Here is a 21,195-nt window from a genome sequence, read left to right as displayed (position 1 = left end):
TGCTACCTTTGCCGAAATTGACGCCAGTACCTATGATGCCTTAGTCGTGCCGGGCGGGCGAGCGCCAGAGTATCTGCGCCTCAACCCACGGGTACTAGAAATCACCAAGCACTTTGGCAAGACCCAAAAACCCATTGCCGCAATTTGCCACGGTCTGCAACTTTTGGCCGCAGCGGGGGTGCTTGTGGGTAAAACCTGTACCGCCTATCCGGCCTGTGGTCCTGAGGTGGTGAGTGCCGGGGGAAACTTTACCAGTGTGGCCGTAGATGCGGTGGTGGTAGATGGAAATCTTGTAACGGCGCCAGCTTGGCCTGCCCATCCGCGGTGGTTGGCGGCATTTTTAGAGCTTTTGGGAACCAAAATTAGTCATTAGGGTCACTAGGAAACTGTTTAGGATGCAGTGGCATGGCGATCGCCCTCAGCCAAATTGCCCAATATCTGCAACGGCACCAACTGAATTATCGGTTAAATCTGGCCAACCACCAAATTATCACGGGCGTCAATGGCGATCACCTTGAACGATTTATCGTCATTATTGAGCTAGAGGAGGGAGGTGAGTTTTTTAAGCTCTATGCCCCCAACCTTTTGCCGGGGATTAAAACCCACCGCTTTCGGGATGCCATTTTGCAAACCCTGCTGTGCATTTCGTGGCAAACCAAGATGTTGCAGTGGGAGTATGACCCCGAGGCGGGTGAAGTGCGGGCAATGATTGAATTCCCGATTGAGGACAGTACCCTTACCGAACGACAGTTTTTTCGCTGCTTGGGGGCACTGGTAGAAATTGTTGACAATACGGTGCCTCGGCTACGGCAGTTGGTGCAGGCCGAACCTCCCCCTCCAGATGCGGATCTGGCTATGGGGGAACGTCTCCTACTGACGATTCAGGAAGAGGCACCGGGGCTACTGGATCTCATTGCTCATGCCCTTGAGGCTCGTCGCCAGCGGAGTCAGATTAATTTAGATTTGGGGTAGGAGGCAGGGGGGCTTGCCGGGCATAGAAGCGGCCATGTTTTACTTCAATCAACCCCTGACACTTCTCACAACTAAAACGCCATTGCTTCCGTCGAGGAATTTTCAGCGGCTGATGACAATGGGGACACTCTCCTTGCCATACCTCCTCCTCAGCGAGCATGCACAGGCTGCCCACCAGCAGGGGTAGGCCAATAATCACTCCTAAAAGCGTGGCACAAAAGCCCAACCCCATGAGGATGCCCACTATTGCCGTTGCCCTTGTTAGGCCGTTGCGGGGCACCCTTTCCAGCGTTGGTGTGGTGTAAATTTCTGACTCGGAGGGGGGCGGCGGCGATGCTCTGGCTGTTTCAGATGGTGGGGTTTCTTGTGTCCTGTCTGCCTGAACTTGCGGCGCAGGCTCAGCCTCTAACCAAGGATCAACGAGGGGGGGATAGTCAACAGGTTCTTGAGCTTGGGGCGGAGCGTCGGCGGTGGGAGCAGAGGCGATCGCCCTCCCAGGCGAGGATTCAGCTTCAAAGGGCGTCTCAACTGGTGCACTGCTCTCAATTTCTAAGGTGTCTAGGGCGGCAAGGTCTTCAGGGGTCGGTTCTGGGAAGTTGTACTCTTCAATGCTGACTTGCGCTGGAGTAGCTTTAGAGAGTTCAGGAATCCCAGGAACACTTGCTTGGGCTTCTGGTGTTGTAATGCTCTCTTCTTGGGCTTCAAGCGGTTCTTCCACTGGGCTAGACAATGGTTCAACGGCAACTGTTGGGGCGGGCAATGCCCCTGAGAATTCACCAAGGGGGTCAGATTCAAGGGGGTTGCCCTGAAGGGTGGACAGATCAGAGGTGGGTTCCCCACGGTTGACATCTGGCAATTCAGAGGGGGTGTTGGAGTCAGAGGCAGTTGCCAAATTGGCTGCGCTCCTGTCTTCTTCCGTGGCAATTTCTGGAGGCTCCTCTGCGAAACTTTCTTGCAGCTCATTGATGGATTTTGCCACTGTCCCATCCCCCCCATTGGTAGCAACTGGCTCTGGGAGAGCGGCTACTTTGGGGGCAACAGTATCGCTATGTTCAGGTGTACTCTCTGCTGGAGTGGGCTGTTCCTTTTCTTGGGGCGATCGCGCCATCGTATCCTGACTTTCAGGGGTGGCAGACTCCTGTGAGGTCGTAAAAGCGGACATCAAATCCAGCAGCGTCGGTTCAGGGGGAGATGGCTCAGCGGTTTGTGACTCTGCGATCGCTGGCGGCGGGGGTTGAACTGCGGGTATGAGTTGTAATGAAAAATGACTTTCCCAGAGGGGAACGCCCAACACCCGTGACTCAATAAAAACCCGTTGAATCTTCGGCAAGTGCAATCTTTCCAAGGCAGTGTGGATTAGGGTTACGGCTGCCCCTTGATTGAGCATTTTTTCTGAATGCAGGGTAATCATTAACTCCTCGGCCTGACGTACCACGCTGGCCTTTACCCGCTTGGGCAGCAGAACCGCATTTAGCAGCGTACCAATCGCACGGGGGTCGCCCTGTCGCGCAATGTCGAGCAAACGGGAGTCACTCATATCCGCAATGTCAATGAAATTAGGGTACTGCTAGTTCTAGCCTACTGCGATTTCGAGAGGGTGAGGCGGGGACTCCCAGCGATCGCTCGACTAGCCTATCTATCAAACGCCATTTATAGGCTTAGCTGTTGAAAAAAATTGGAAAAAATCCCTTCGGCATCAAGGACATCCATACCATTTTCTGAAGCGGCGGCTACAGGATCCTTGCTTTGTGCGTTACCCTTTCGGCGTAACTTACCTTTTCGGGGATTTTGGTAGGGCTATACGGGGGATTGAATAGCCCGAACTACGCTTAGTTTAGCTAAGGGATAGCCAGATGACAACTCCTACAAGCGGGCAAATTATTACACACAATTACAAGCACCCACTAGACTGGGAAAAAGATGTTCAGAAGTTTCAGCAGGGCATGACAGCGGCAATACGCTCCACGGATTGGCAACTTTTACAACGCCTAATTCCTTACCTCAAGCCCTATCGCTGGGGACTGCTGGGCAGTGGTTTGCTCTTGATTCCCTTGGCGGCAGCAGCGGCATTACAACCCATCATCATTGGTCAGGCGATCGCCTTCCTCAAGGGGGAAGAGAGTACGTACCACTTTTTGAAAACTTTGCCCTTGACCCAAGGGATTGATCTACTGAGCATCGCTCTGCTGCTGACGGTGGTGCTGCGCTTTGGGATGCAGGCAGTGCAAGGGTACTGGATTCAAAAAATTGGCCAAAACATTACGGCCGATATTCGCCATGACTTATTTGACCACGTCCTGCGATTGTCCTCGCGCTTTTTTGACCGCACCCCCGTCGGCAAGCTCATTACCCGTTTGACCAGTGATGTGGATGCTCTAGGGGATGTATTTGCCACCGGAGCGGTGGGGGTTCTTAGCGATGTCTTCTCGATGCTGGTGGTCATCCTGACGATGTTTTTCATTGACCACCTGCTGGCAACGCTGCTGCTGGCTCTGGTGCTGCCGATCACCGCCCTGATTATCTATTTTCAACATCGCTATCGCGTGGCCAACTATAAATCCCGCGAGGAACTGTCGCTCCTGAATGCCGATCTTCAGGAAAACATCGTTGGGATTACGGTGGTGCAACTGTTTCGCCGTGAGGCCTTTAATAGCCAACTGTTTCGGCGGCGCAATCAACGCTACATCAAAGAGGTGGATCGGACGATTTTCTATGATGCGGCGGTATCAGCGACGTTGGAGTGGATTGCCTTTGTGGCGATCGCTGGGGTTCTCTGGCTGGGGGGCGCCTTGGTGGAGCAGCGCACGATTGACTTTGGTACCTTAGCCACGTTTATCCTCTTTTCCCAGCGGGTGTTTGATCCATTGCGGCAGTTGGCGGAGAAATTTACCACGGTGCAAGCAGGCTTAACCGCGATTGAGCGCATTCACGATTTACTCTCAGAACCCATTGAAATTCAGGATCCCGATCGCACCTTTTTGCCTTTGCCCAAGGCAGAAAATACAGCCGTTGCCGTTGAGTTTCGCGATGTCTGGCTGGCCTACAAAGACGACGACTATGTCCTCAAGCAACTTTCCTTTCAAATCCATGCTGGTGAGAAGGTGGCGATTGTAGGTCCCACGGGCGCGGGCAAAAGTTCGATTATTCGATTGCTCTGTCGCCTCTATGATCCTACGCGAGGTGAAGTCCTCGTTGGTGGTCGCAATGTTCGCGAATTCACCCAAGCAGAATTGCGACAGCACATTGGCGTGATCTTGCAGGACAGCTTTCTTTTCTCTGGGGATGTCAAAAGCAACATTGCCCTTGGTGATGACTACACCCTTGGCGACATTCAACGAGTAGCCGCCGAAATGAACATTGCCGACTTTATTGAGCAGTTGCCCCAAGGCTATGATACCCCCCTGCGGCAGCGGGGCACGAATCTGTCGGCAGGACAGCGGCAACTGTTGGCCTTTGCGCGGGTAGCCATTCGCAATCCACAAATCCTTGTCCTTGACGAGGCAACCGCCAATTTGGATGTGAGCACAGAGGTGATGATTCAGGAGGCCTTGAACCGCCTGTTGGTGAATCGAACCGCCATTATTATTGCCCACCGCCTTGCCACGATTCGCCATGTGGATCGCATTTTTGTGCTCAAACGGGGACAACTAGTGGAGCAGGGCACCCACAGTGAACTGTTGGCTCGCAATGGGGTATATGCCCATCTCTACCGGTTGCAGGCATTAACGGAGGAGAAAGCTCCTAGGCAGGATGCCTAGTCCCTTGCCGAATCCACAACAACAGCGGCAGCCCCAGCAGTTGCAGCACCACCGATGCCAACACCAATAGCCCCAAGGAGCGATCGTAGAGGACGCCCATGAGTAAGCTGCCTAGAAACCAAGCGAGGCCATAGCCAGTGCTGAAAATCCCATAGGCCGCCCCCCGCCGTTCTGGGGGGACGAGGTTAGCAACGATCGCCCGCACGATGGATTCTTGGGCACCCATGCCAATGCCCCACAGCACCATGCCCCAAATTACGGCAGAACTCAGGAAAACCAAGGGAGCAAAGCCCACCGAAAACACGACCGCAAGGATCAAGGCTAGGATGCCCATACGATCTAGGAGGTAACCAAAGAGCAGGGCAGCAACGGCGTCAACCCCCATCGCCAAGGCATAGAGAAGCGGAATTTGACCGGTTTGCAGACTGTCTGCCTGCTGTAAATGAAAGGCAATCAAAGGAAAATCCACATAACCGGCCCCCAGAAAGGCCACAGCTAAGAGGTAAATCCAAAACAGCGTTGGCAGTCTTTTGGTATCCAGATCTTGAACCACGGTTTCAAAGTCCCGTGGCGCTGGGTACCACTGCTGCGTTACCAATAAAACGACCAACCCCATCAGGGCAGGGATGGCAAGAACAGCAAAACTCCATTGATAGTGCTGGGTGAGGGCAAAGACGCCGGCCACCAGCAACGGCCCGACGACAGCACCCACTTGATCCATCGCCTCATGGAGACCAAAGCCAAAGCCGCGACCCACTTGACTGGCACCATAGGAGAGCAAAACATCGCGGGGCGGTGTACGAATCGCTTTGCCAGTGCGCTCGGCAATCATGAATCCCGCTAGGACTTCCCAACGATTGGCCAAGGCCATGAGGGGCACAGCCAAGGTATTGATGGCGTAACCCAAGCTGGTAATGCGCCAATAGGCACGGGTGCGATCGCTCACATAGCCAATCACAAGGCGCAGGCTATAACCAATGAACTCCCCCAACCCCGCCACCAAGCCCACGATAGTACCACTTGCGCCCAAGACCCCTAGATAGGCTCCCGTCAGACTGCGTGCCCCTTCATAGGTAGCATCGGCACAAAGGGAGACCAGTCCCAAGAGGATGACAAAACTGAGAGCGGATCCTTTTTTGCCCAACACGCTTCACTTCTCCTTGTCAGAATGTTCACAGTATAGTGGTGAGGAATTGGTAACGGGCGATCGCGATGGCAGATGCACTCAGCGCAGCTAGCCCCTTAGTCATTTGGACCAGTCTGGGGTTCATCTGTGGCCGCTGGTTGCCGGCAGTGATTCCCCAATGGTTAGGACGCGGTCTCTATTGGGTCGGGGTGCCCATTCAAATTTTTGCCTTGGTGCGACAGACCAACTTCGCAGGACTTATTTGGTTGGCACCGGTGCTGGCCTTTGTGGCGCTGATTGTCGGCTATACCCTTGCCCAAGGCCTCTACCATTGGCAGAAACGTTACTTTCAACCGCAATGGCTGCAATACACCCCCCCCTTCATAACAAGTACAGTTCCCGAAGGAGAAAGTCGCCGCTTTCAGGGGAGCTATCTGATTGCCAGCATTCTCGGCAACACCGGCTTTGTGGGCTTGGGGGTTGCGATTCCTCTTCTAAGTGCCACGGCGTTGCCCTGGGCAGCCTTCTATGCCATTACCCAAAATGCCCTCGGTACATACGGCTTAGGTTCATTCCTTGGTCAGTACTACGGTAAGGGCAATGATCAACCTTGGTGGCGAGCCTTGGCGGTGATTCCAACGGTGCCGACCCTTTGGGCATCAATGGCGGGCTTTGCCACCCATGATCTTTCCTTTCCCGAGGCGATCGAGAGATTGTGTGAGATGGATATACACTGGGTGATTCCCTTTGCCTTTGTTCTCACAGGAATTCGCCTCAGTCGGCTCCCCGGCTGGCAGAGCTTTCGCATGGCGTTGTTGCCTATGCTAGTGAAGACGCTGTTACTGCCGCTGACGATGCTGGCGATCGCCTATGGTTTAGGCTTGCGGGGGGATGCGTTGCTGGCGATCGCCCTCATGAGTGGCACGCCGACGGCCTTTGCAGCTTTGATTTTGGCGGAGGAATACGAACTGAACACTGAGATCCCGCCAGCAGCCATTGTGCTCAGTACCTTAAGTTTTGTTGTGGTGCTGCCCCTGTGGGTTACCCTGTGCCGCCAGGTTTTAACATAACGCGAAGGATGGCTATCGTTTGCCAAGAACGGTGGCACACTTAAAATTAACCAATTCATGTCTCACCCTCTCACGAGTTTTCCTATGACCAATCCCCAAAGTCCTCCTCCCCGTGTGCCCAGTTCACCTCCGATGCCGCCGCCCCGTCCGCCGATGGGCGCGGGTGTACCGCCGATGCCCCCCAAACCTGAAATGGCACCTCCCCGTCCTGCACCCCCCCCACCGCCCCCCCAACGAGGCATGCCCCCCCGACCGATGCCACCGCAGCCAGGAATGCCCCAACAGGCGGTAGTGACCCAGCCGATGCCGACACCCGCCGCGCGTATTTCTGGCCCCACGATGGAACAACTGGTGCGGGAAGCCTTTGAGAACGGGTATTCGGATATTCACGTTGGGGTAGGGGAAAGACCTCGTTTTCGCGATCGCGGGCGCATTGAGATGAGCAACCATCCCGTGACCGACGAGGAAACCTTTAACTATTGGCTCAATGAAATGCTCACGCCCCAGCAAATTGAGCAGTTTCGCACCCACCTTGAATACGACGGTGCCTACCAGTATGAGGGGCTGTGTCGCGTGCGGATCAATATCTTTGTCGCCCTCAAAGGCCCCGCCATGGTGCTGCGGTTAATTCCTGTGAAAATCCTGACGCTGGAGCAGTTGAATTTGCCGCCGGTCTTCAAAGACCTGTGTCACTACCACAAGGGTCTGATTCTGGTGACCGGGCCAACGGGTTCCGGCAAATCCACCACCCTTGCGGCGATGGTGGATTATATCAATACTGAGATGCAGAAGCACATTATCTCGATTGAAGACCCCATTGAATTTGTCCACCAAAGTCGCCGTTCGCTGATTCGTCAGCGGGAGGTGGGCATTCATACGCTGAAGTTTGACAATGCCCTGAAGGCGTCGCTGCGGGAAGACCCCGACATCATTCTGATTGGGGAGATGCGCGATCGCGAGACGGTGAATACGGCTCTTAAAGCGGCGCAAACGGGTCACTTGGTCTTTGGCACCTTGCACACCAACAGTGCAGTGAAAACAATTGAGCGGATTCTCAACCTCTACAACCCCGATGAACAAGGCCCCATGCGGATGCAGGTGGCAGAATCGCTGGTGGCGGTCATTGCCCAAGCCCTTGTGCGCACGACGGATGGTAAGCGAGCCGCCATTCATGAGATCATGATCAACACCGATGCCATCAAGGACTACATCCTGCGGGGTGAGGTAGAGGAAATCGAGGCGATCATTCCCCAATGTCGCTATGACGGCATGTGCACCATGAACCAGTGCCTCTACGAACTCTATGAGGCGGGGCGGATTGACGAAGAAACCGCCATCGAAAACTCCCCCAAACCCAACGAAATGGCGCAAATTCTGCGGGGTCGGGTCTAGGGAAATGGTTGGCCTCAGGCCTATCTTGTACAAGGGGTTGGCCCTCTTTACACCGGGGGAGGATGTGGTCTTTTGCCGTGATCCCTCCAAGCAGGGGCAGTGGCATCGATCGCTTTGCCAAGCCCTGCAACAACTCTTAGATTTGGAGGAGCTGCCCCTTTTCCTCTCCCCCTGCTATACAGCGGCGGTGGATTACTGGTTTGATGAGGAGCAGCAATGCCTGCGGGTGGCGGCGGAGGTCTATCCCTTAGCATGGCCCTATCGCCCCCTGTTGAATGCCCTGTTTGCGCCGCCGCATCAGCCGGCCTTGCCGTGGCAGTTGGTTCAAGATCCACACCATCCCTGCAACGCCCAAGCCCTAGAGGCCTACCGCAGTCGTTTTCCCCAACTGTGGGAACATCACCAACTGATCTATGATTTGCAGGAAGCGACGCCCCTGAGTAGTTTCGTGCCGCGTCCTTCCGAACCCGATCGCTATGTCTTTCGCCTGTATGTGCGCGGGGAAACCCATGCAGCAGAAGTGGCGCTGAAAAACCTCCATGATTTGCTGAGTCGATCTCTGAAGGTGCCCTATACGCTCAAGGTGGTGGATGTCACCAAGCAGCCAGAACTAGCCGAAGAAGATCAAGTGCAAGCCACCCCCACATTAGTGCGGGTGTATCCGCCACCGGTGCGCCGCATTGTGGGATACTTGGATCATCGCGATCGCCTCGAACGTTTGCTCAGCCCCTAAACTCATGACCAGTTCTGCAAAAGATCTTTTGGCTGCCGCTGCGGTGGAGCAAATCGAGGGAACCCGTGACACCTATGTGCCCTACCTGCGCCAAGTTTTTGCTGATGTGGTGGGGGAGGATGAAGCGGTCAGTGAGACCCGTGGTGGCTTAGGGGCAGCTCAAGCGCGTTTGGCTCAAATTCAGCCGCGGCGCTATAGCAAAACTCGCAATTTCTTGTCGGGGGCGGTGACGGGACTGTCGCCCTATTTGCGCCATGGGGTGATTAGTGTGGCGGCAGTGCGCGATCGCCTGCGCGAAGTCGTAGCTCATCCCCATGAGGCAGAAGCCTTACTACAACAATTGGCATGGCGAGACTATTGGCAGCGCCTCTATGCCCGTTGGGGCGATCGCCTGTGGCAGGACATTGAACCCTATAAAACGGGCTGGCAAGCAACCGATTATGCAACCGACTTACCCCCGGCGTTAGTTGCGGCGGAAACCGGCCTTGCCTGTATGGATGCCTTTAGTCGTGACTTGCAAGAAACGGGGTACTTACATAACCATGCCCGCCTGTGGCTGGCGGCCTATGTGGTGCATTGGTGTCGGGTGCGCTGGCAAGCGGGAGCCGCTTGGTTTTTGCAGCATCTCCTCGATGGCGATCCGGCAAGTAACAACCTCTCATGGCAGTGGGTGGCCAGCACCTTTAGCCACAAGCCCTACTTTTTTAACCGCCAAAACCTCGAACGCTATAGCGAGGGCAAATACTGCCGCCAGTGTGGAATGGCCACTCGCTGTCCCTTTGATGCCACCTATGAGGAATTGGAAGCCCGTTTGTTTCCCCACAAGTAGCGTTATTGAGGAGTAGGCTTGAGAAGTTTGCGCAGAATCAAGCAGTTGCCCCTATTCCCCACGCGCTGATAGGCCAGTTCATCGGTGATTGTTGCTAAGAGGCGCAGTCCCCGTCCCCCTTCGGCATCGAGAGGAATTTGGGCGGGCAGCGTTTGCAGTTTGGCCATCAGATCAAAGGGGTCGCCCTGATCCCAAATGCGCAATTCAATTTGAGTCTCCCCAAGGGAAAGATCAATGCGAATCGGGGTATCCGTGGGGCGATCGCGATGGGCATGGCGAACAGCATTAGTGAACCCCTCGGCAAGAGCGAGTTCCAATTTCAACCACTCTTCAATGGGCAGCGTCGTTGGGCGGTACTGATTGAACCACGCCAAGAGAGCCTCCAGTTGGGTCAGGTCACTGGTCAGGGTTAGGGAAACCGTGGTGAAAGGAGGCGTCATAGGCTAGGTTGTTCTTGTTTTGTTTCTAGATATAGCCCCCCAGAGCGATCGCCAGTTGGGGGGATGACAAAGACCCTTGGGAAAGAACCGCGTACCGAGGATAATCAGCAACCCATAGAGCATCAGACGCCCATCGCGGAAAAAGGCAGCCACTGCCGTTGGCCAATAGGGTTGATCGGCGAGTCCCCGCAGCAGTTCCGGTAAGGCTGTAAAGAGCATCCCGCCAGCGATCGCCCCCACAAAGGTTCGATTGCCTCCCACCAGCACCGCCGTCAGGGCCAGCACCCCCGTATCAAACGTGCCCTGACGTGGATTCCACGTATTCAAAAGATGAGCAGCCAAGACCCCCGCCACCCCCGCTAGCATCGCCCCCAAAACAAACCCCAAGACTTTGTAGCGAGGGGTATCAATGCCAAGGGTCTGCGCCACCAACTCATCGGCACGAATGGCTTGCATTGCTTTGCCTGCGCGGCTCTGTTCCAAGCGACCGATGGCGATCGCCACCCCAATTAACAAGGGCAGCGTCAGCCACAAGTAACCCAAGGGCGTACTAAAGGGTTGGGGAATGCCAAAGATACCGATCGCCCCGCCAGTGACCTCCAGATTGAGTGCCAGCACCCGCAGCACCTCCGAGAAGGCAATGGTGGCGATCGCAAAATAAATGCCCCGCAAGCGCAACACGGGCACCCCTAACCCCCATCCCACCAAACCACAGACAAGAGCCGCCAACACCATTTCCCCTAGCACCAAGGGCACTGGATAGGGGTTAAGCCCTGCAAAAACATGGGTTGAAACCAAGGCTGCAATATAGCCGCCAATGGCATAAAAGGCCGGAGTAGCAAGGGAGAGCTGGCCACTCATTAGGGGCAAATAGAGGGATAGTGCCAACATCGCCCCTAAAGTCATCGAAACCATCAAGAAATCGTAGGTGCCCAGCCAACCCCCCATAACCAGTGCTACAGATCCACCGCACAGGCCGGCCCAGTGGCCGCTACAAGCTGCTGCAACTCGGCAATAATCGCTGCTTCGAGAGTTTTATCCTCCAGCCGAATTGTCAGCCGCGATAGCCGCAATGAAGCCGTTATCCGACCACTGGGGAGATCTAACCATACCAGCTGCTGAAATTGGCGACAGCGACCGCCATAGCGTTGGGCAAGAGTGGTGAGTTCCTCGCTGGTGGGCGATCGCCCCAAATCCACATCCACCACCCATGTACCCCCACATTCCCGCCGTTTAGAAAGTTGAATTGGCATTGCTTAGAACTGACCTATCGGCGTTGGGCATAGAATTCGCACCAAGGATCCCCCTTCTCCCGTGCCTTCACCTCTACCCCTTGAAACACACCGCCCCGCTGAAAAAGACGATTGTAAAAGGCCTCATCCAAAACAGGTTTCTGTTGAATGCGTCCGTTATAGACAATGTTCATCATGGCAGGCACCGCCCCTTGGGCAAAATAGCAGGCCGGTTGGGCAGCGTGGGGATAGGAGGCCAAAAAGTAGTTCGTTTCATAGTTGCCATCAATCGCCACGCGGCAGGATTCATTCCTGACCACCTCTAGGGCTTGCCAACGCCCCCACCCCAAACTACTGGCAACGGCATAGGCTCCATGAATCCAATCGGTATCGGTGTTCAACATGGGGCCAACCACCGTTTCCCACTCCAAAGATTCCATAATATTGCCAAAGGTGTAAAAGACACAAACATGACCTGACTCCCGAATCAAGGCCTGTCCCACTTCTAGAAGCTGCGGATCCACCTTTTGTAGCTCATCGAGGAAGCGGTACTGAATGCGGTTGTAGTAGTTGGCGGGCATTCGCGTTAGCAGCACGTTAAAGGCGCGGATTTGGCCATTGGTATCCCCTTCAAGGGGCAGTCCCCACAGCGCTTCATTGACCGCTTCATAGTCCACACTGGTGTCTCCTTTAGGAAAAGGGACGGGTTGATCAATCAGCTTGCCCATCTGTGGACTCGGCGTCAGGGAGCGAGGCACTGCTGCCTTTGTCACCTGAATAATGCAGTGATCCTGCCGTGTTACCGCCATACAACTGGTTTCTTCGGCCACGTAGGTACCCAGCGCCGCAAACGTCGCATCTAGGGCTGCCGCCACATAACCCACCGCTAGATGATCAATAGGTTTTGTACGGTTGACCTGCTCACCGTATTTCCCTAGCCAGCCCTCTGCGTAGTGGGAGTGGGTTAATTTTACCTCGCCCCCTTGTTCTGTTACCTCAAAGTTGAGACGCCCAAAGCCCAAAAAGCTAAAAATGCGTGCTGCCGTGGTAAGGCGTTCCGCTGGCGTTTGCACTCCCAAAGTATTAAAGGCATTGGCAAGCAGACTATAGAAAATTTCTTGGGCTGAGGTTTGCAAAATACTGACCCCATCAATCCAGTCGGGGTCTTCAATCGTCTGCTGGAGAAATAGATTGTAGTGGTGGCAGTGGAAAATCACCGGCTCACTAAAAAAAGCGACCAGCTTCCGAGGGCGATCAATGTACAGATGCTCAAACATAGGTGCGAATTTTTTCTTGAGTTTCTAGTTAAGAATAATTCAACAGCACTAGGGAAGTGTAATGGGGAGACGTTCCACGCCCAAAAGATCAGCCACACCTTTATAGAGAATGCGCACTTCCCGTTCATCCAGCTGACCTTTCTCCAGTCGTCCACGGTTCAGACCCGTTTTCAACGACAGCCGCAGTGTCACAAAGTGGGGATCCGGCGCATAGCGGCGGGCATAGCTGAGCAGCAGTCGGACAATAGAGGTGGTGTTGTCCTGCACAGGGGGCAGGAGGGGTTTGCCATCGGCCAAGATCGCGTTAATGCGCTCCGAGACTAGCTTCAAGTTTGTGCTACCCTTGGTGAGAAACAGGACAAAGTAAGGAGCTTTGCTAAAGGCCCTGATCACTAGGCGTACCTCTGCCGAACCAGCTAACAAATAGTCTGCCTCAGAGGCAGAATCCACCACTTGGCACACGCGATTATTGGCTTGCAGCAGATCGCTGGCATAGGCTCCAAGGGAGTTAAGAGAGTCATTTTCAAGGTGATTGCCGCTGTAGCTAATTCCGGCAATGGTTGCCCCATCGGTCATGCGGCCAATTAGAACAGCTAACACACCCGGTAGGCCGGCAATATGCTGCTCTAAAACACTCTTGAGGGTGCGCATTAAAACTTACCTCCTCCTGAGAAAAGTTAAGCTGTGATTAACTATGGATAGTACAAGGGTCATCCATAGTTCTCCATCCGTAGAATTTCGGATATTGTTGCCCATTTAACAAAAATGGATACCTCTTTCGTGTAAAGGGATTTTCCAGACTATTCCCCCTAGGAGTCAGCCATGACTACGGCAACAGAACTGCCCATTCCCGAGTTCTTTGACCCTGCGAAAGTGGCTCAGGTGTGGCGCGTTCCCTACCAAGAACGAGCAGCGCAGGCTCGCCAATGGGCACAGCAGTACCGAATTCCGCCGGCGAGGGAAGATCAGCAGCGCACAATTCTCTTGCTCATTGATGTCCAGAATACGTTTTGCTTGCCGGAGTTTGAGTTATTTGTCCAAGGTGCAGTTGCGGACAATCAACGCCTCTGCCGCTTCATCTATACCCACCTTGCCCGCATTAGCGAGATTATCGTTACCCTCGATACCCACACCGCTAGTCAAATTTTCCATCCCCTCTTTTGGATAGATGCTGCCGGAGAACCACCGCCACCCCTAACCACGATTACCGTTGAGGATGTTGAGCGCGGCCGCTGGCAACCCAATCCCCATCTGCTGGCCTCCCTCGGCATGACTAATCAAGAGAGTTTACAGGCCTATGCCCGGCACTACGTGACGCAGTTAGCCGCCAAAGGCAAATTTCCCCTGACGATTTGGCCCTACCACGCGATGCTGGGGGGGATTGGTCATGCCTTGGTGTCTGCTGTGGAGGAGGCCTGTTTCTTTCACACGGTGGCGCGCCAGCAGCAAACCCGTATCGAACTCAAGGGGAACCATCCGCTGACCGAAAATTACTCAGCGCTGCGGCCAGAGGTGACCCATGACCCCCAAGGACATCCCCTAGGGCCGGTGAATACAGCGTTGATTGAGCATCTACTGGCGGGCGATCGCCTAATTATTGCCGGTCAAGCCAAAAGTCACTGTGTTGCTTGGACGGTGGCCGACCTGCTCGCTGAAATTCAACGGCGCGATCCTCGGCTGGCGCAGCGGGTTTATCTCCTTGAGGATTGTATGTCCCCCGTCGTCGTGCCGGGGATCGTGGACTTTAGCGAAGCTGCCAATGCCACCTTTGCCGAGTTTGCCGCTGCCGGCATGCACCGCATCACCACGACCACTGCTCCTTGGAATCTTTAGTTGATCTAAAGACTCACCACTTCTGAAAAGAGACGGTTTAGGATCGGGGCTAGACGCATCCTCACTAAGGAGGGGCAATGACTGACTACACCGCCCACGAACAAGCCCTTGATCGCGACTGTTTGACCCTATCTCGCCACGTGCTCCAGCAACTGCAAAGCTTTGACGCCGATGCCCAAGACCTCAGTGCCCTCATGAATCGGATTGCCCTTGCGGGTAAGCTCATTGCCCGTCGTTTGAGTCGCGCAGGTCTGATGGAGGGGGTACTGGGCTTTACGGGAGGGGTGAATATTCAGGGCGAAGATGTGAAAAAAATGGATGTCTATGCCAACGAAGTCTTTATTGCCGCCTTCAAGCAGAGTGGTCTCGTCTGTCGCCTTGCCTCCGAGGAAATGGAGAAGCCCTACTACATTCCAGAAAATTGCCCCATTGGCCGCTACACCCTCCTCTACGACCCCCTTGATGGTTCCTCCAATGTGGACATTAACCTGAATGTGGGGTCAATTTTTGCGATTCGTCGCCAAGAGGGTACGGATTTAGACGGCACCGCTGCTGACCTGCTGCAAAATGGCCACAGGCAAATTGCCGCCGGCTACATTCTCTATGGCCCTAGTACGATGCTGGTTTATTCCATGGGCAAGGGTACCCATGTCTTTGTCCTTGACCCCAGCCTCGGCGAGTTTATTCTAGCGATCGAAAACCTGCAAATTCCCGCTAGTGGTTCCATCTATAGTGTCAACGAAGGCAACTTCTGGGCATGGGAAGAACCGATTCGCAACTACGTCCGCCATGTCCATCGCCAGCCCGGCTACAGCGCCCGCTACAGTGGTGCCCTAGTGGGGGATATTCACCGCATCCTCATGCAGGGGGGTGTCTTTCTCTACCCCGGAACGCAGAAAAATCCGGCGGGGAAGCTACGGCTGCTCTACGAAGCAGCACCCATCGCTTTCTTGGTGGAACAAGCCGGTGGCAAAGCCAGTACGGGAACCCAACCCCTCCTCGATGTCGTGCCTGATCATCTGCACATGCGCACACCGCTGATTATTGGCAGCCCTGAGAACGTTGCCCTTGTGGAATCCTTTATTCAGCCAACCCCGGCCAACGCAACCGTGACACAGGTGTAAGCCATGGTAACCCTCTTTGAAAATCCCCTGCGGGTCGGATTACGCCAAGAGCGCACCCCAGAACCACTGATTTTGGTGATCTTTGGGGCTAGCGGTGATCTCACCCAGCGCAAGCTCATCCCCTCCATTTATCAACTAAAACTGGAACGCCGTTTGCCTCCGGAACTCACCATTGTGGGTGTGGCGCGGCGAGATTGGAGTGATGACTATTTTCGCGAGCATCTGCGTCAAGGGGTCGAGGAATTTGGCGGTGGCATTCAGGCAGAACCGCTGTGGCAGGAATTTGCCCAAGGCCTGTTTTACTGCTCTGGCAACATGGACGATCCTGCTGCTTACACGAAGCTGAAAACCCTGCTGGCCGAATTGGATGAAAAACGTCACACTCGCGGCAATCGTGTCTTTTACCTTGCGGTCTCACCGAACTTTTTCGTTGAAGCGATTCAACAACTGGGAGCAGCAGGGCTGTTGAGCGATCCCCAAAAACATCGTTTGGTGATTGAAAAGCCCTTTGGCCGTGATCTCACCTCTGCCCAAGCCCTTAATGAAGTGGTGCAGTCGGTGTGTAAAGAAGAGCAGGTTTACCGTATTGACCATTACCTCGGCAAAGAAACGGTTCAAAACCTGATGGTGTTTCGTTTTGCCAATGCCATCTTTGAACCCCTCTGGAACCGTCAGTACGTGGATCATGTGCAGATTACCGTTGCTGAAACGGTGGGGGTTGAAGACCGCGCGGGCTACTATGAAACCGCCGGTGCCCTGCGGGACATGGTGCAAAACCACATGCTCCAGCTATTGGCTCTGACCGCCATGGAACCCCCCAATGCCCTCGATGCCGATAGTCTGCGCAATGAAAAGGTGAAGGTTCTGCAAGCTACCCGTTTAGCGGATCTGGATAACCTCGATGCCTGTGCCGTGCGCGGCCAATACCGAAGCGGCTGGATAAAGGGCAAAGCTGTGGTGGGCTACCGCGAAGAACCGAGGGTGAGTCCCACCTCTACTACCCCCACCTATGCGGCACTAAAACTAGTCATTGATAACTGGCGCTGGCAGGGCGTGCCTTTTTATTTGCGCACCGGCAAACGCTTGGCGAAAAAAGTTACCGAAATTTCAATCCAGTTCCGTGAGGTGCCCCTGCTGATTTTCCAGTCGGCAGCCCGCCAAACCAATCCGAACATTCTAACAATGCGCATCCAACCCAATGAGGGCATTGCCCTGCGCTTTGAAGCTAAGATGCCCGGTTCCGATTTGCGCACACGCACGGTGGAAATGGACTTTAGCTACGGCTCCTCCTTTGGCATGGCAACGGCGGATGCCTATGCGCGGCTCTTGCTAGACTGCATGCTCGGCGATCAAACCCTCTTTACGCGGGCGGATGAAGTGGAAGCTGCTTGGCGGGTGGTGATGCCGCTCCTCACTGCTTGGGATACCCCCACGGATCCCCACACAATTTCCACCTATGAAGCGGGGACATGGGGGCCAGATGCGGCAGAAGCCCTAATTAATGCCGATGGCCGGCGGTGGCGGCGACTCTGAGGTTTGCCCATCATAGAAATCAATGTCGAACTTCTTCGCCCCTTTACGAAAAAAACACGACAAAAACACGACAGAACTGGGTACCTAGGTATGGCAACTGAATCCACTCCCCTCGTAGCGCTCCAAGATCCTGTGGATGTCTCCTTGGAGGATATTGAGCAAAGTTTGCGGCAAATTTGGCTCAGCCACGGCGGCGATGGCACCACGCCAGCAGCAGTGCGGGCAACGACCTTTACGCTCGTGGTCTATGAGGCGGATGACACCCAGCAACTGCTGGCGGCCTTGGGGTACTACACAGGCCCCATTGATGGTATCCTTGGCCCACGCATGCAGTCGGCGATTCGGGCGGCTGAGAAGCATCACAATTTGCCCTTGACGGGTCGCATCACGCCGCAACTACGGCAGGCACTGCAACAGGAATATGCCCAAGGCACGCGCCGTAGCGATCGCTATGCGGTGGATATGCGCGGTAGTGGCATCGCTGACGCGATCGCCAGCCAAAATCCCTGTCGGGTGATTGCCCTGTGTCCGACCCTTGGCGAAGATACCGGAATTACCGCCCAAGTGGCTGCCTACTGCCCAATCAACAAAAAGGTGCGCAGTTCCCTCGTCTGCTGTGAATACATTACCCTCAAGGGCACCCATCACGCCTTCCAGCGGGTGGAACCCCTGTTGCAGTCTTTAATCATTCGTGAGCTACCCCGCTTTTTGTGGTGGAAGGGGGACTTGTTCAACAACTTTGAGTTGTTTCAAACCCTTGCTCCCCAATTTAGCCGGGTGATTGTCGATTCCAGTGAGTTTCTCGATCCGCTGCGCGGCCTGCGGGCGATCGCTCCTTTGCTTGAACAGAACCTTCCTCTCGCAGATTTGAACTGGCGCCGTCTGGGGGCATGGCAAGAACTGGCCGCCGAAGCCTTTGATCCGCCGGAACGCCGTTTGGTCATCAAGGAAATTGACGAGGTGGTCATTGACTACGAAAAGGGCAATCCTGCCCAAGCCTTAATGTACCTTGGCTGGTTAGCCTCCCGGCTACAGTGGCAGCCGCGCCAGATCCGCTACGAGAGCGATGATTATGATGTGTATCATGTGGAACTTGTGGCTGCCGATGAACGGCTCATCAAAGCTGAATTGGCAGGGATTCCCACGGGTGACCCTGGCCTTGTGTTGGGGGATTTGATTGACCTCAAGCTCACCTCCTCCAATCCCCAAGCTGATTGCTGTACAATCATTTGTTCAGAAACCCGTGGCTGTATGCGCATGGAGGCTGGGGGCAGTGCCCAAATGTGCCGTACCTACCACGTGTCTCCCCTGAGTGATCTCACGGCTGAGGTGCTTTTGAGTCAGGAGCTGCAGCGCTGGGGACAGGATCTCCTCTACAGCGAGAGTTTTGGCGTTGTCTCTCAGATGCTAGCCTTGATGCCCTAGCATTAGATCCCATGACCGAAGATTTTCGCCTTGTCATTGACCTCAGTGTGGTGCTGGGGGCAGCGGCAGTGGGGGGGCTATTCGCAGCTTTGCTGCGACAACCAATCCTGCTGGGCTACCTTTTGGCGGGTATGGTGGTGGGACCCACAGGCTTGGGACTCCTCAAGGAAGTGCCCCAAGTGGAAGGTTTGGCACAATTGGGGGTGGCCTTTTTGCTCTTTGCCCTCGGGGTGAGCTTTTCCCTCGGTGAGATTCGGAAAGTCCAAGGGGTGAGCTTGGGGGGCAGTGCCCTGCAAATTCTCCTGACCATTGCCGTCACAACGCTCATTTCCGTGGGGATGGGCTGGGTGAGTTCCCCCAATCAGGGCATTTTCCTCGGTGCTGTTCTCTCCCTTTCTTCCACCGCTGTGGTACTGCGCAGCCTGATGGATCGCAATGAGCTGGAGTCGATCCAAGGGCAAATTATGCTGGGCATTTTGGTCGTCCAGGACCTAGCAGTGGGTTTGATGATTGCGGTTCTCCCAGCCCTGAATAAACCCGCAGAGGAGTTAGGACTTGCCCTTGGACAAGCCGTACTAACCATTGCTTTCATTGCCGTGGGGGCGATCGCTGCGGGTATCTGGTTGCTGCCCCCTCTGCTGCGGCTCTTGGCCAAAACAGAAAGTCGTGAGCTGTTCCTGTTAGGAGTTGTTGCCCTCTGTTTGGGGATTGCCCTGCTGACGCAGTATTTGGGACTTTCGATTGAGATTGGTGCCTTTATTGCGGGTCTGATGATTTCTGAGGTGGAATACGCCGATCAGACCCTTGACTATGTGGAATCTATCCGCGATGTCTTTACCACCCTCTTTTTCGCCTCTATTGGCATGCTTATTGATCCGGTATTTCTCTGGCAGCACTGGGATCGCATTATTGAACTGGTCAGCTTGGTGATCCTCGGCAAATTTCTGATCACGACGCCGATTGTCAGAATCTTTGGCTACTCTTGGAAAACCTCCCTGCTAGCCGGGATTGGTCTTGCCCAGATTGGGGAATTTTCCTTTGTGCTGTTGACAGCAGGGCGAGGCTTAGGCTTAGTCTCCCCCCAGGTTTACTTACTAACTCTCGGCACCACAGCGGTGACTTTGCTAGTGACCCCCTTTTTGCTGAGATGGGTACCCGTGGTGTTGGAACTGCCCCTACTGCGCCGTCTCTTCAAGGAGGATGAAATTCTGGACATGGACTTAACGGGGTTGCCCCAGCGGAATCATGTCATTGTCTGTGGCTATGGGCGCGTCGGCAAGAGTGTGGTGAAACTGCTGCAAAAACAAAATTATCCTGTTTTGGTCATTGAGCAAAGTGAAACGGTTATTAACGAAGTGCGAGAGGCGCGCCTCCCCTACATTTACGGCAATGCTGCCAGTGCCACGATTCTTGCTAAAGCGGGGGTAGATCAAGCGTTGGGGATGGCGATCGCCCTCTCGGATAGTATGAGTACCCGCCTCTGCCTCAAGCGTGCCCTTGAGTTTGCCCCCGAACTGGATGTCATTGTCCGTGCCAATAGCGATCGCGACATTGAGTTGCTCTATCAATTGGGGGCACGGGAAGTGGTGCAGCCTGAATTTGAAGCCAGTCTGGAGTTGGCTGCGCATCTGTTCTTTACACTAGGCATGGGTGAGCGTCACATTCAGCAGCAGGTACAACAGGTGCGCGACAGCCACTACGCCAATTTGCGGGGCGACACGCCGCCGGAGGGAACTGCCCGTCTTCTGCGGCAAGCGGCTCAGGATATGAATAGTCGCTGGGTGACCGTCCCTGAGGATTCTCCCATTCGGGGCATGAGTCTTGCGGAAATTCAACTGCGCCAGTTGACGGGGGTGACTCTGTTAGCAATTGTCCGTGCTGATGGAACGGAGGTGGATTATCCCAGTGGCGAAACCCGTCTTCAGGGGGGCGATCGCCTGCTGATTGTTGGTCAGCCAGCAGAGTTTGAGGCTTGTGAAGCCCTGATCAATGGCCGTGTCAGTGTGCCCCAAGGGGAAACCTTGTTTCTTTGGATCATGTTGCCCAAAGAGATTGGCGAACAACATCGCACCATTGCTGATCTGTATTTGCCTGAGACCGTAACCATCCGTGCTCTGCGGCGGGAAGGAACGCTGCTCTTGGAACCCAAGGAGGACTGTCCTTTAATGGCGGGCGATCGCCTCCTCCTCACTGGCCCTGTGGACGCTCTCCAGTGCATTGGCGATCAACTGCAAGCAAGATCCACTCCCCTGCCACCGTGAGCGCGCAGTAACCAGCGCAACTGATAAACATATCGCGCGGTTGTTGCCACTTCTTGAGCAAATTGTTCGCTCTGACATTACGCTCGACTTTGGCATTGACTGATTGCACCGCCTGTTGTAAAGGATTCGTTTCCTCCCGCAGCTAAGCACTGATTTTTCTAATTTGTTGCCGCATCTGTCAGAGCAATAT

The 21,195-nt window shown here is 54.7% G+C and carries 19 protein-coding genes; 12 read left to right on the top strand and 7 right to left on the bottom strand.

Annotated elements, in window-relative coordinates:
• A partial coding sequence (locus ACK4HN_RS01475) for a DJ-1/PfpI family protein (protein ID WP_409877122.1) occupies positions 1–373 on the top strand: 373 nt, incomplete at its 5' end.
• Positions 374–405: 32 nt separating this feature from the next.
• Positions 406–972 (top strand): hypothetical protein, encoded by a 567-nt coding sequence (locus tag ACK4HN_RS01470; protein ID WP_409877121.1) that lies wholly within the window; start codon positions 406–408, stop codon positions 970–972.
• On the opposite strand, the gene ACK4HN_RS01465 is transcribed toward ACK4HN_RS01470, so the two are convergent.
• Positions 953–2,509 carry a hypothetical protein gene (locus ACK4HN_RS01465; protein ID WP_409877120.1) on the bottom strand — a complete coding sequence of 519 codons (1,557 nt, stop codon included), beginning with the start codon at positions 2,507–2,509 and terminating at the stop codon, positions 953–955. The genes ACK4HN_RS01470 and ACK4HN_RS01465 overlap by 20 nt on opposite strands.
• A 406-nt stretch (positions 2,510–2,915) precedes the next feature.
• On the opposite strand from ACK4HN_RS01465, the gene ACK4HN_RS01460 reads away from it, so the two are divergent.
• Entirely contained in the window at positions 2,916–4,730 is a 1,815-nt protein-coding gene (locus tag ACK4HN_RS01460; protein WP_409877118.1) for an ABC transporter ATP-binding protein, read from the top strand.
• Here ACK4HN_RS01460 and ACK4HN_RS01455 read toward each other — a convergent pair.
• Positions 4,714–5,874, bottom strand: coding sequence for an MFS transporter (locus ACK4HN_RS01455; RefSeq protein WP_409877124.1), 1,161 nt, complete (start codon positions 5,872–5,874; stop codon positions 4,714–4,716). The genes ACK4HN_RS01460 and ACK4HN_RS01455 overlap by 17 nt on opposite strands.
• Before the next feature lie 68 nt (positions 5,875–5,942).
• Here ACK4HN_RS01455 and ACK4HN_RS01450 point away from each other — a divergent pair, with 68 nt between their 5' ends.
• The 4 genes from ACK4HN_RS01450 to ACK4HN_RS01435 all read left to right on the top strand — a co-directional run bounded on the left by ACK4HN_RS01450 (position 5,943) and on the right by ACK4HN_RS01435 (position 9,880).
• On the top strand, positions 5,943–6,926 hold the full coding sequence (locus ACK4HN_RS01450) for an AEC family transporter (protein ID WP_409877117.1): 984 nt from the start codon (positions 5,943–5,945) through the stop codon (positions 6,924–6,926).
• Between the two features lie 84 nt (positions 6,927–7,010).
• On the top strand, positions 7,011–8,318 hold the full coding sequence (locus ACK4HN_RS01445; RefSeq protein WP_409877116.1) for a type IV pilus twitching motility protein PilT: 1,308 nt from the start codon (positions 7,011–7,013) through the stop codon (positions 8,316–8,318).
• Positions 8,319–8,322: 4 nt separating this feature from the next.
• Positions 8,323–9,051 carry a circadian clock KaiB family protein gene (locus tag ACK4HN_RS01440; protein WP_409870013.1) on the top strand — a complete coding sequence of 243 codons (729 nt, stop codon included), beginning with the start codon at positions 8,323–8,325 and terminating at the stop codon, positions 9,049–9,051.
• Between the two features lie 4 nt (positions 9,052–9,055).
• Positions 9,056–9,880, top strand: a complete 825-nt coding sequence (locus tag ACK4HN_RS01435; protein WP_409870011.1) for an FAD-binding domain-containing protein — start codon at positions 9,056–9,058, stop codon at positions 9,878–9,880.
• A 2-nt stretch (positions 9,881–9,882) separates the two neighbouring features.
• On the opposite strand, the gene ACK4HN_RS01430 is transcribed toward ACK4HN_RS01435, so the two are convergent.
• Genes ACK4HN_RS01430 through ACK4HN_RS01410 form a run of 5 tightly spaced genes read right to left on the bottom strand, consistent with a single transcriptional unit; the run spans position 9,883 to position 13,480 of the window.
• The gene (locus ACK4HN_RS01430; protein ID WP_409851559.1) at positions 9,883–10,320 is read right to left on the bottom strand and encodes an ATP-binding protein; all 438 of its coding nucleotides are present in this window, start codon (positions 10,318–10,320) and stop codon (positions 9,883–9,885) included.
• A 3-nt stretch (positions 10,321–10,323) separates the two neighbouring features.
• Entirely contained in the window at positions 10,324–11,268 is a 945-nt protein-coding gene (locus ACK4HN_RS01425) for a branched-chain amino acid ABC transporter permease (protein ID WP_409870009.1), read from the bottom strand.
• Positions 11,269–11,276: 8 nt separating this feature from the next.
• Positions 11,277–11,573: a hypothetical protein gene (locus tag ACK4HN_RS01420; protein WP_409877115.1), complete on the bottom strand. Its 297-nt coding sequence runs from the start codon at positions 11,571–11,573 to the stop codon at positions 11,277–11,279.
• A 14-nt stretch (positions 11,574–11,587) separates the two neighbouring features.
• Positions 11,588–12,829 (bottom strand): hypothetical protein, encoded by a 1,242-nt coding sequence (locus ACK4HN_RS01415; RefSeq protein WP_409877114.1) that lies wholly within the window; start codon positions 12,827–12,829, stop codon positions 11,588–11,590.
• A gap of 48 nt (positions 12,830–12,877) precedes the next feature.
• Positions 12,878–13,480 carry a hypothetical protein gene (locus ACK4HN_RS01410; RefSeq protein ID WP_409870003.1) on the bottom strand — a complete coding sequence of 201 codons (603 nt, stop codon included), beginning with the start codon at positions 13,478–13,480 and terminating at the stop codon, positions 12,878–12,880.
• A gap of 171 nt (positions 13,481–13,651) precedes the next feature.
• Between ACK4HN_RS01410 and ACK4HN_RS01405 the strand changes: the two genes are divergently transcribed.
• The 5 genes from ACK4HN_RS01405 to ACK4HN_RS01385 all read left to right on the top strand — a co-directional run bounded on the left by ACK4HN_RS01405 (position 13,652) and on the right by ACK4HN_RS01385 (position 21,005).
• The gene (locus ACK4HN_RS01405) at positions 13,652–14,662 is read left to right on the top strand and encodes an isochorismatase (protein ID WP_409877112.1); all 1,011 of its coding nucleotides are present in this window, start codon (positions 13,652–13,654) and stop codon (positions 14,660–14,662) included.
• 77 nt (positions 14,663–14,739) lie between these two features.
• The gene (gene fbp, locus ACK4HN_RS01400; protein ID WP_409870000.1) at positions 14,740–15,786 is read left to right on the top strand and encodes a class 1 fructose-bisphosphatase; all 1,047 of its coding nucleotides are present in this window, start codon (positions 14,740–14,742) and stop codon (positions 15,784–15,786) included.
• A 3-nt stretch (positions 15,787–15,789) separates the two neighbouring features.
• Positions 15,790–17,319 (top strand): glucose-6-phosphate dehydrogenase, encoded by a 1,530-nt coding sequence (gene zwf / locus ACK4HN_RS01395; RefSeq protein ID WP_409869998.1) that lies wholly within the window; start codon positions 15,790–15,792, stop codon positions 17,317–17,319.
• A 90-nt stretch (positions 17,320–17,409) separates the two neighbouring features.
• Positions 17,410–18,744 carry a glucose-6-phosphate dehydrogenase assembly protein OpcA gene (gene opcA / locus ACK4HN_RS01390; protein WP_409869996.1) on the top strand — a complete coding sequence of 445 codons (1,335 nt, stop codon included), beginning with the start codon at positions 17,410–17,412 and terminating at the stop codon, positions 18,742–18,744.
• An 11-nt stretch (positions 18,745–18,755) separates the two neighbouring features.
• Positions 18,756–21,005: a cation:proton antiporter gene (locus ACK4HN_RS01385; protein ID WP_409869994.1), complete on the top strand. Its 2,250-nt coding sequence runs from the start codon at positions 18,756–18,758 to the stop codon at positions 21,003–21,005.
• The last annotated feature ends 190 nt before the right edge of the window (positions 21,006–21,195 follow it).

It is taken from the genome of Thermosynechococcus sp., assembly GCF_046299655.1.
GTDB lineage: Bacteria > Cyanobacteriota > Cyanobacteriia > Thermosynechococcales > Thermosynechococcaceae > Thermosynechococcus.
This window is presented reverse-complemented; position numbering and strand designations above follow the sequence as displayed.

What these genes read in the sequence shown, in the direction of transcription:
- zwf (WP_409869998.1), top strand. Translation starts at nt 15,790, where the DNA reads ATGGTAACCCTCTTTGAAAATCCCCTGCGGGTCGGATTACGCCAAGAG.
- ACK4HN_RS01410 (WP_409870003.1), bottom strand. Translation starts at nt 13,480, where the DNA reads ATGCGCACCCTCAAGAGTGTTTTAGAGCAGCATATTGCCGGCCTACCG.
- ACK4HN_RS01460 (WP_409877118.1), top strand. Translation starts at nt 2,916, where the DNA reads ATGACAGCGGCAATACGCTCCACGGATTGGCAACTTTTACAACGCCTA.
- ACK4HN_RS01415 (WP_409877114.1), bottom strand. Translation starts at nt 12,829, where the DNA reads ATGTTTGAGCATCTGTACATTGATCGCCCTCGGAAGCTGGTCGCTTTT.
- ACK4HN_RS01450 (WP_409877117.1), top strand. Translation starts at nt 5,943, where the DNA reads ATGGCAGATGCACTCAGCGCAGCTAGCCCCTTAGTCATTTGGACCAGT.
- ACK4HN_RS01435 (WP_409870011.1), top strand. Translation starts at nt 9,056, where the DNA reads ATGACCAGTTCTGCAAAAGATCTTTTGGCTGCCGCTGCGGTGGAGCAA.
- ACK4HN_RS01445 (WP_409877116.1), top strand. Translation starts at nt 7,011, where the DNA reads ATGACCAATCCCCAAAGTCCTCCTCCCCGTGTGCCCAGTTCACCTCCG.
- ACK4HN_RS01430 (WP_409851559.1), bottom strand. Translation starts at nt 10,320, where the DNA reads ATGACGCCTCCTTTCACCACGGTTTCCCTAACCCTGACCAGTGACCTG.
- ACK4HN_RS01470 (WP_409877121.1), top strand. Translation starts at nt 406, where the DNA reads ATGGCGATCGCCCTCAGCCAAATTGCCCAATATCTGCAACGGCACCAA.
- opcA (WP_409869996.1), top strand. Translation starts at nt 17,410, where the DNA reads ATGGCAACTGAATCCACTCCCCTCGTAGCGCTCCAAGATCCTGTGGAT.
- ACK4HN_RS01425 (WP_409870009.1), bottom strand. Translation starts at nt 11,268, where the DNA reads ATGGGGGGTTGGCTGGGCACCTACGATTTCTTGATGGTTTCGATGACT.
- ACK4HN_RS01385 (WP_409869994.1), top strand. Translation starts at nt 18,756, where the DNA reads ATGACCGAAGATTTTCGCCTTGTCATTGACCTCAGTGTGGTGCTGGGG.
- ACK4HN_RS01465 (WP_409877120.1), bottom strand. Translation starts at nt 2,509, where the DNA reads ATGAGTGACTCCCGTTTGCTCGACATTGCGCGACAGGGCGACCCCCGT.
- ACK4HN_RS01440 (WP_409870013.1), top strand. Translation starts at nt 8,323, where the DNA reads ATGGTTGGCCTCAGGCCTATCTTGTACAAGGGGTTGGCCCTCTTTACA.
- ACK4HN_RS01420 (WP_409877115.1), bottom strand. Translation starts at nt 11,573, where the DNA reads ATGCCAATTCAACTTTCTAAACGGCGGGAATGTGGGGGTACATGGGTG.
- fbp (WP_409870000.1), top strand. Translation starts at nt 14,740, where the DNA reads ATGACTGACTACACCGCCCACGAACAAGCCCTTGATCGCGACTGTTTG.
- ACK4HN_RS01405 (WP_409877112.1), top strand. Translation starts at nt 13,652, where the DNA reads ATGACTACGGCAACAGAACTGCCCATTCCCGAGTTCTTTGACCCTGCG.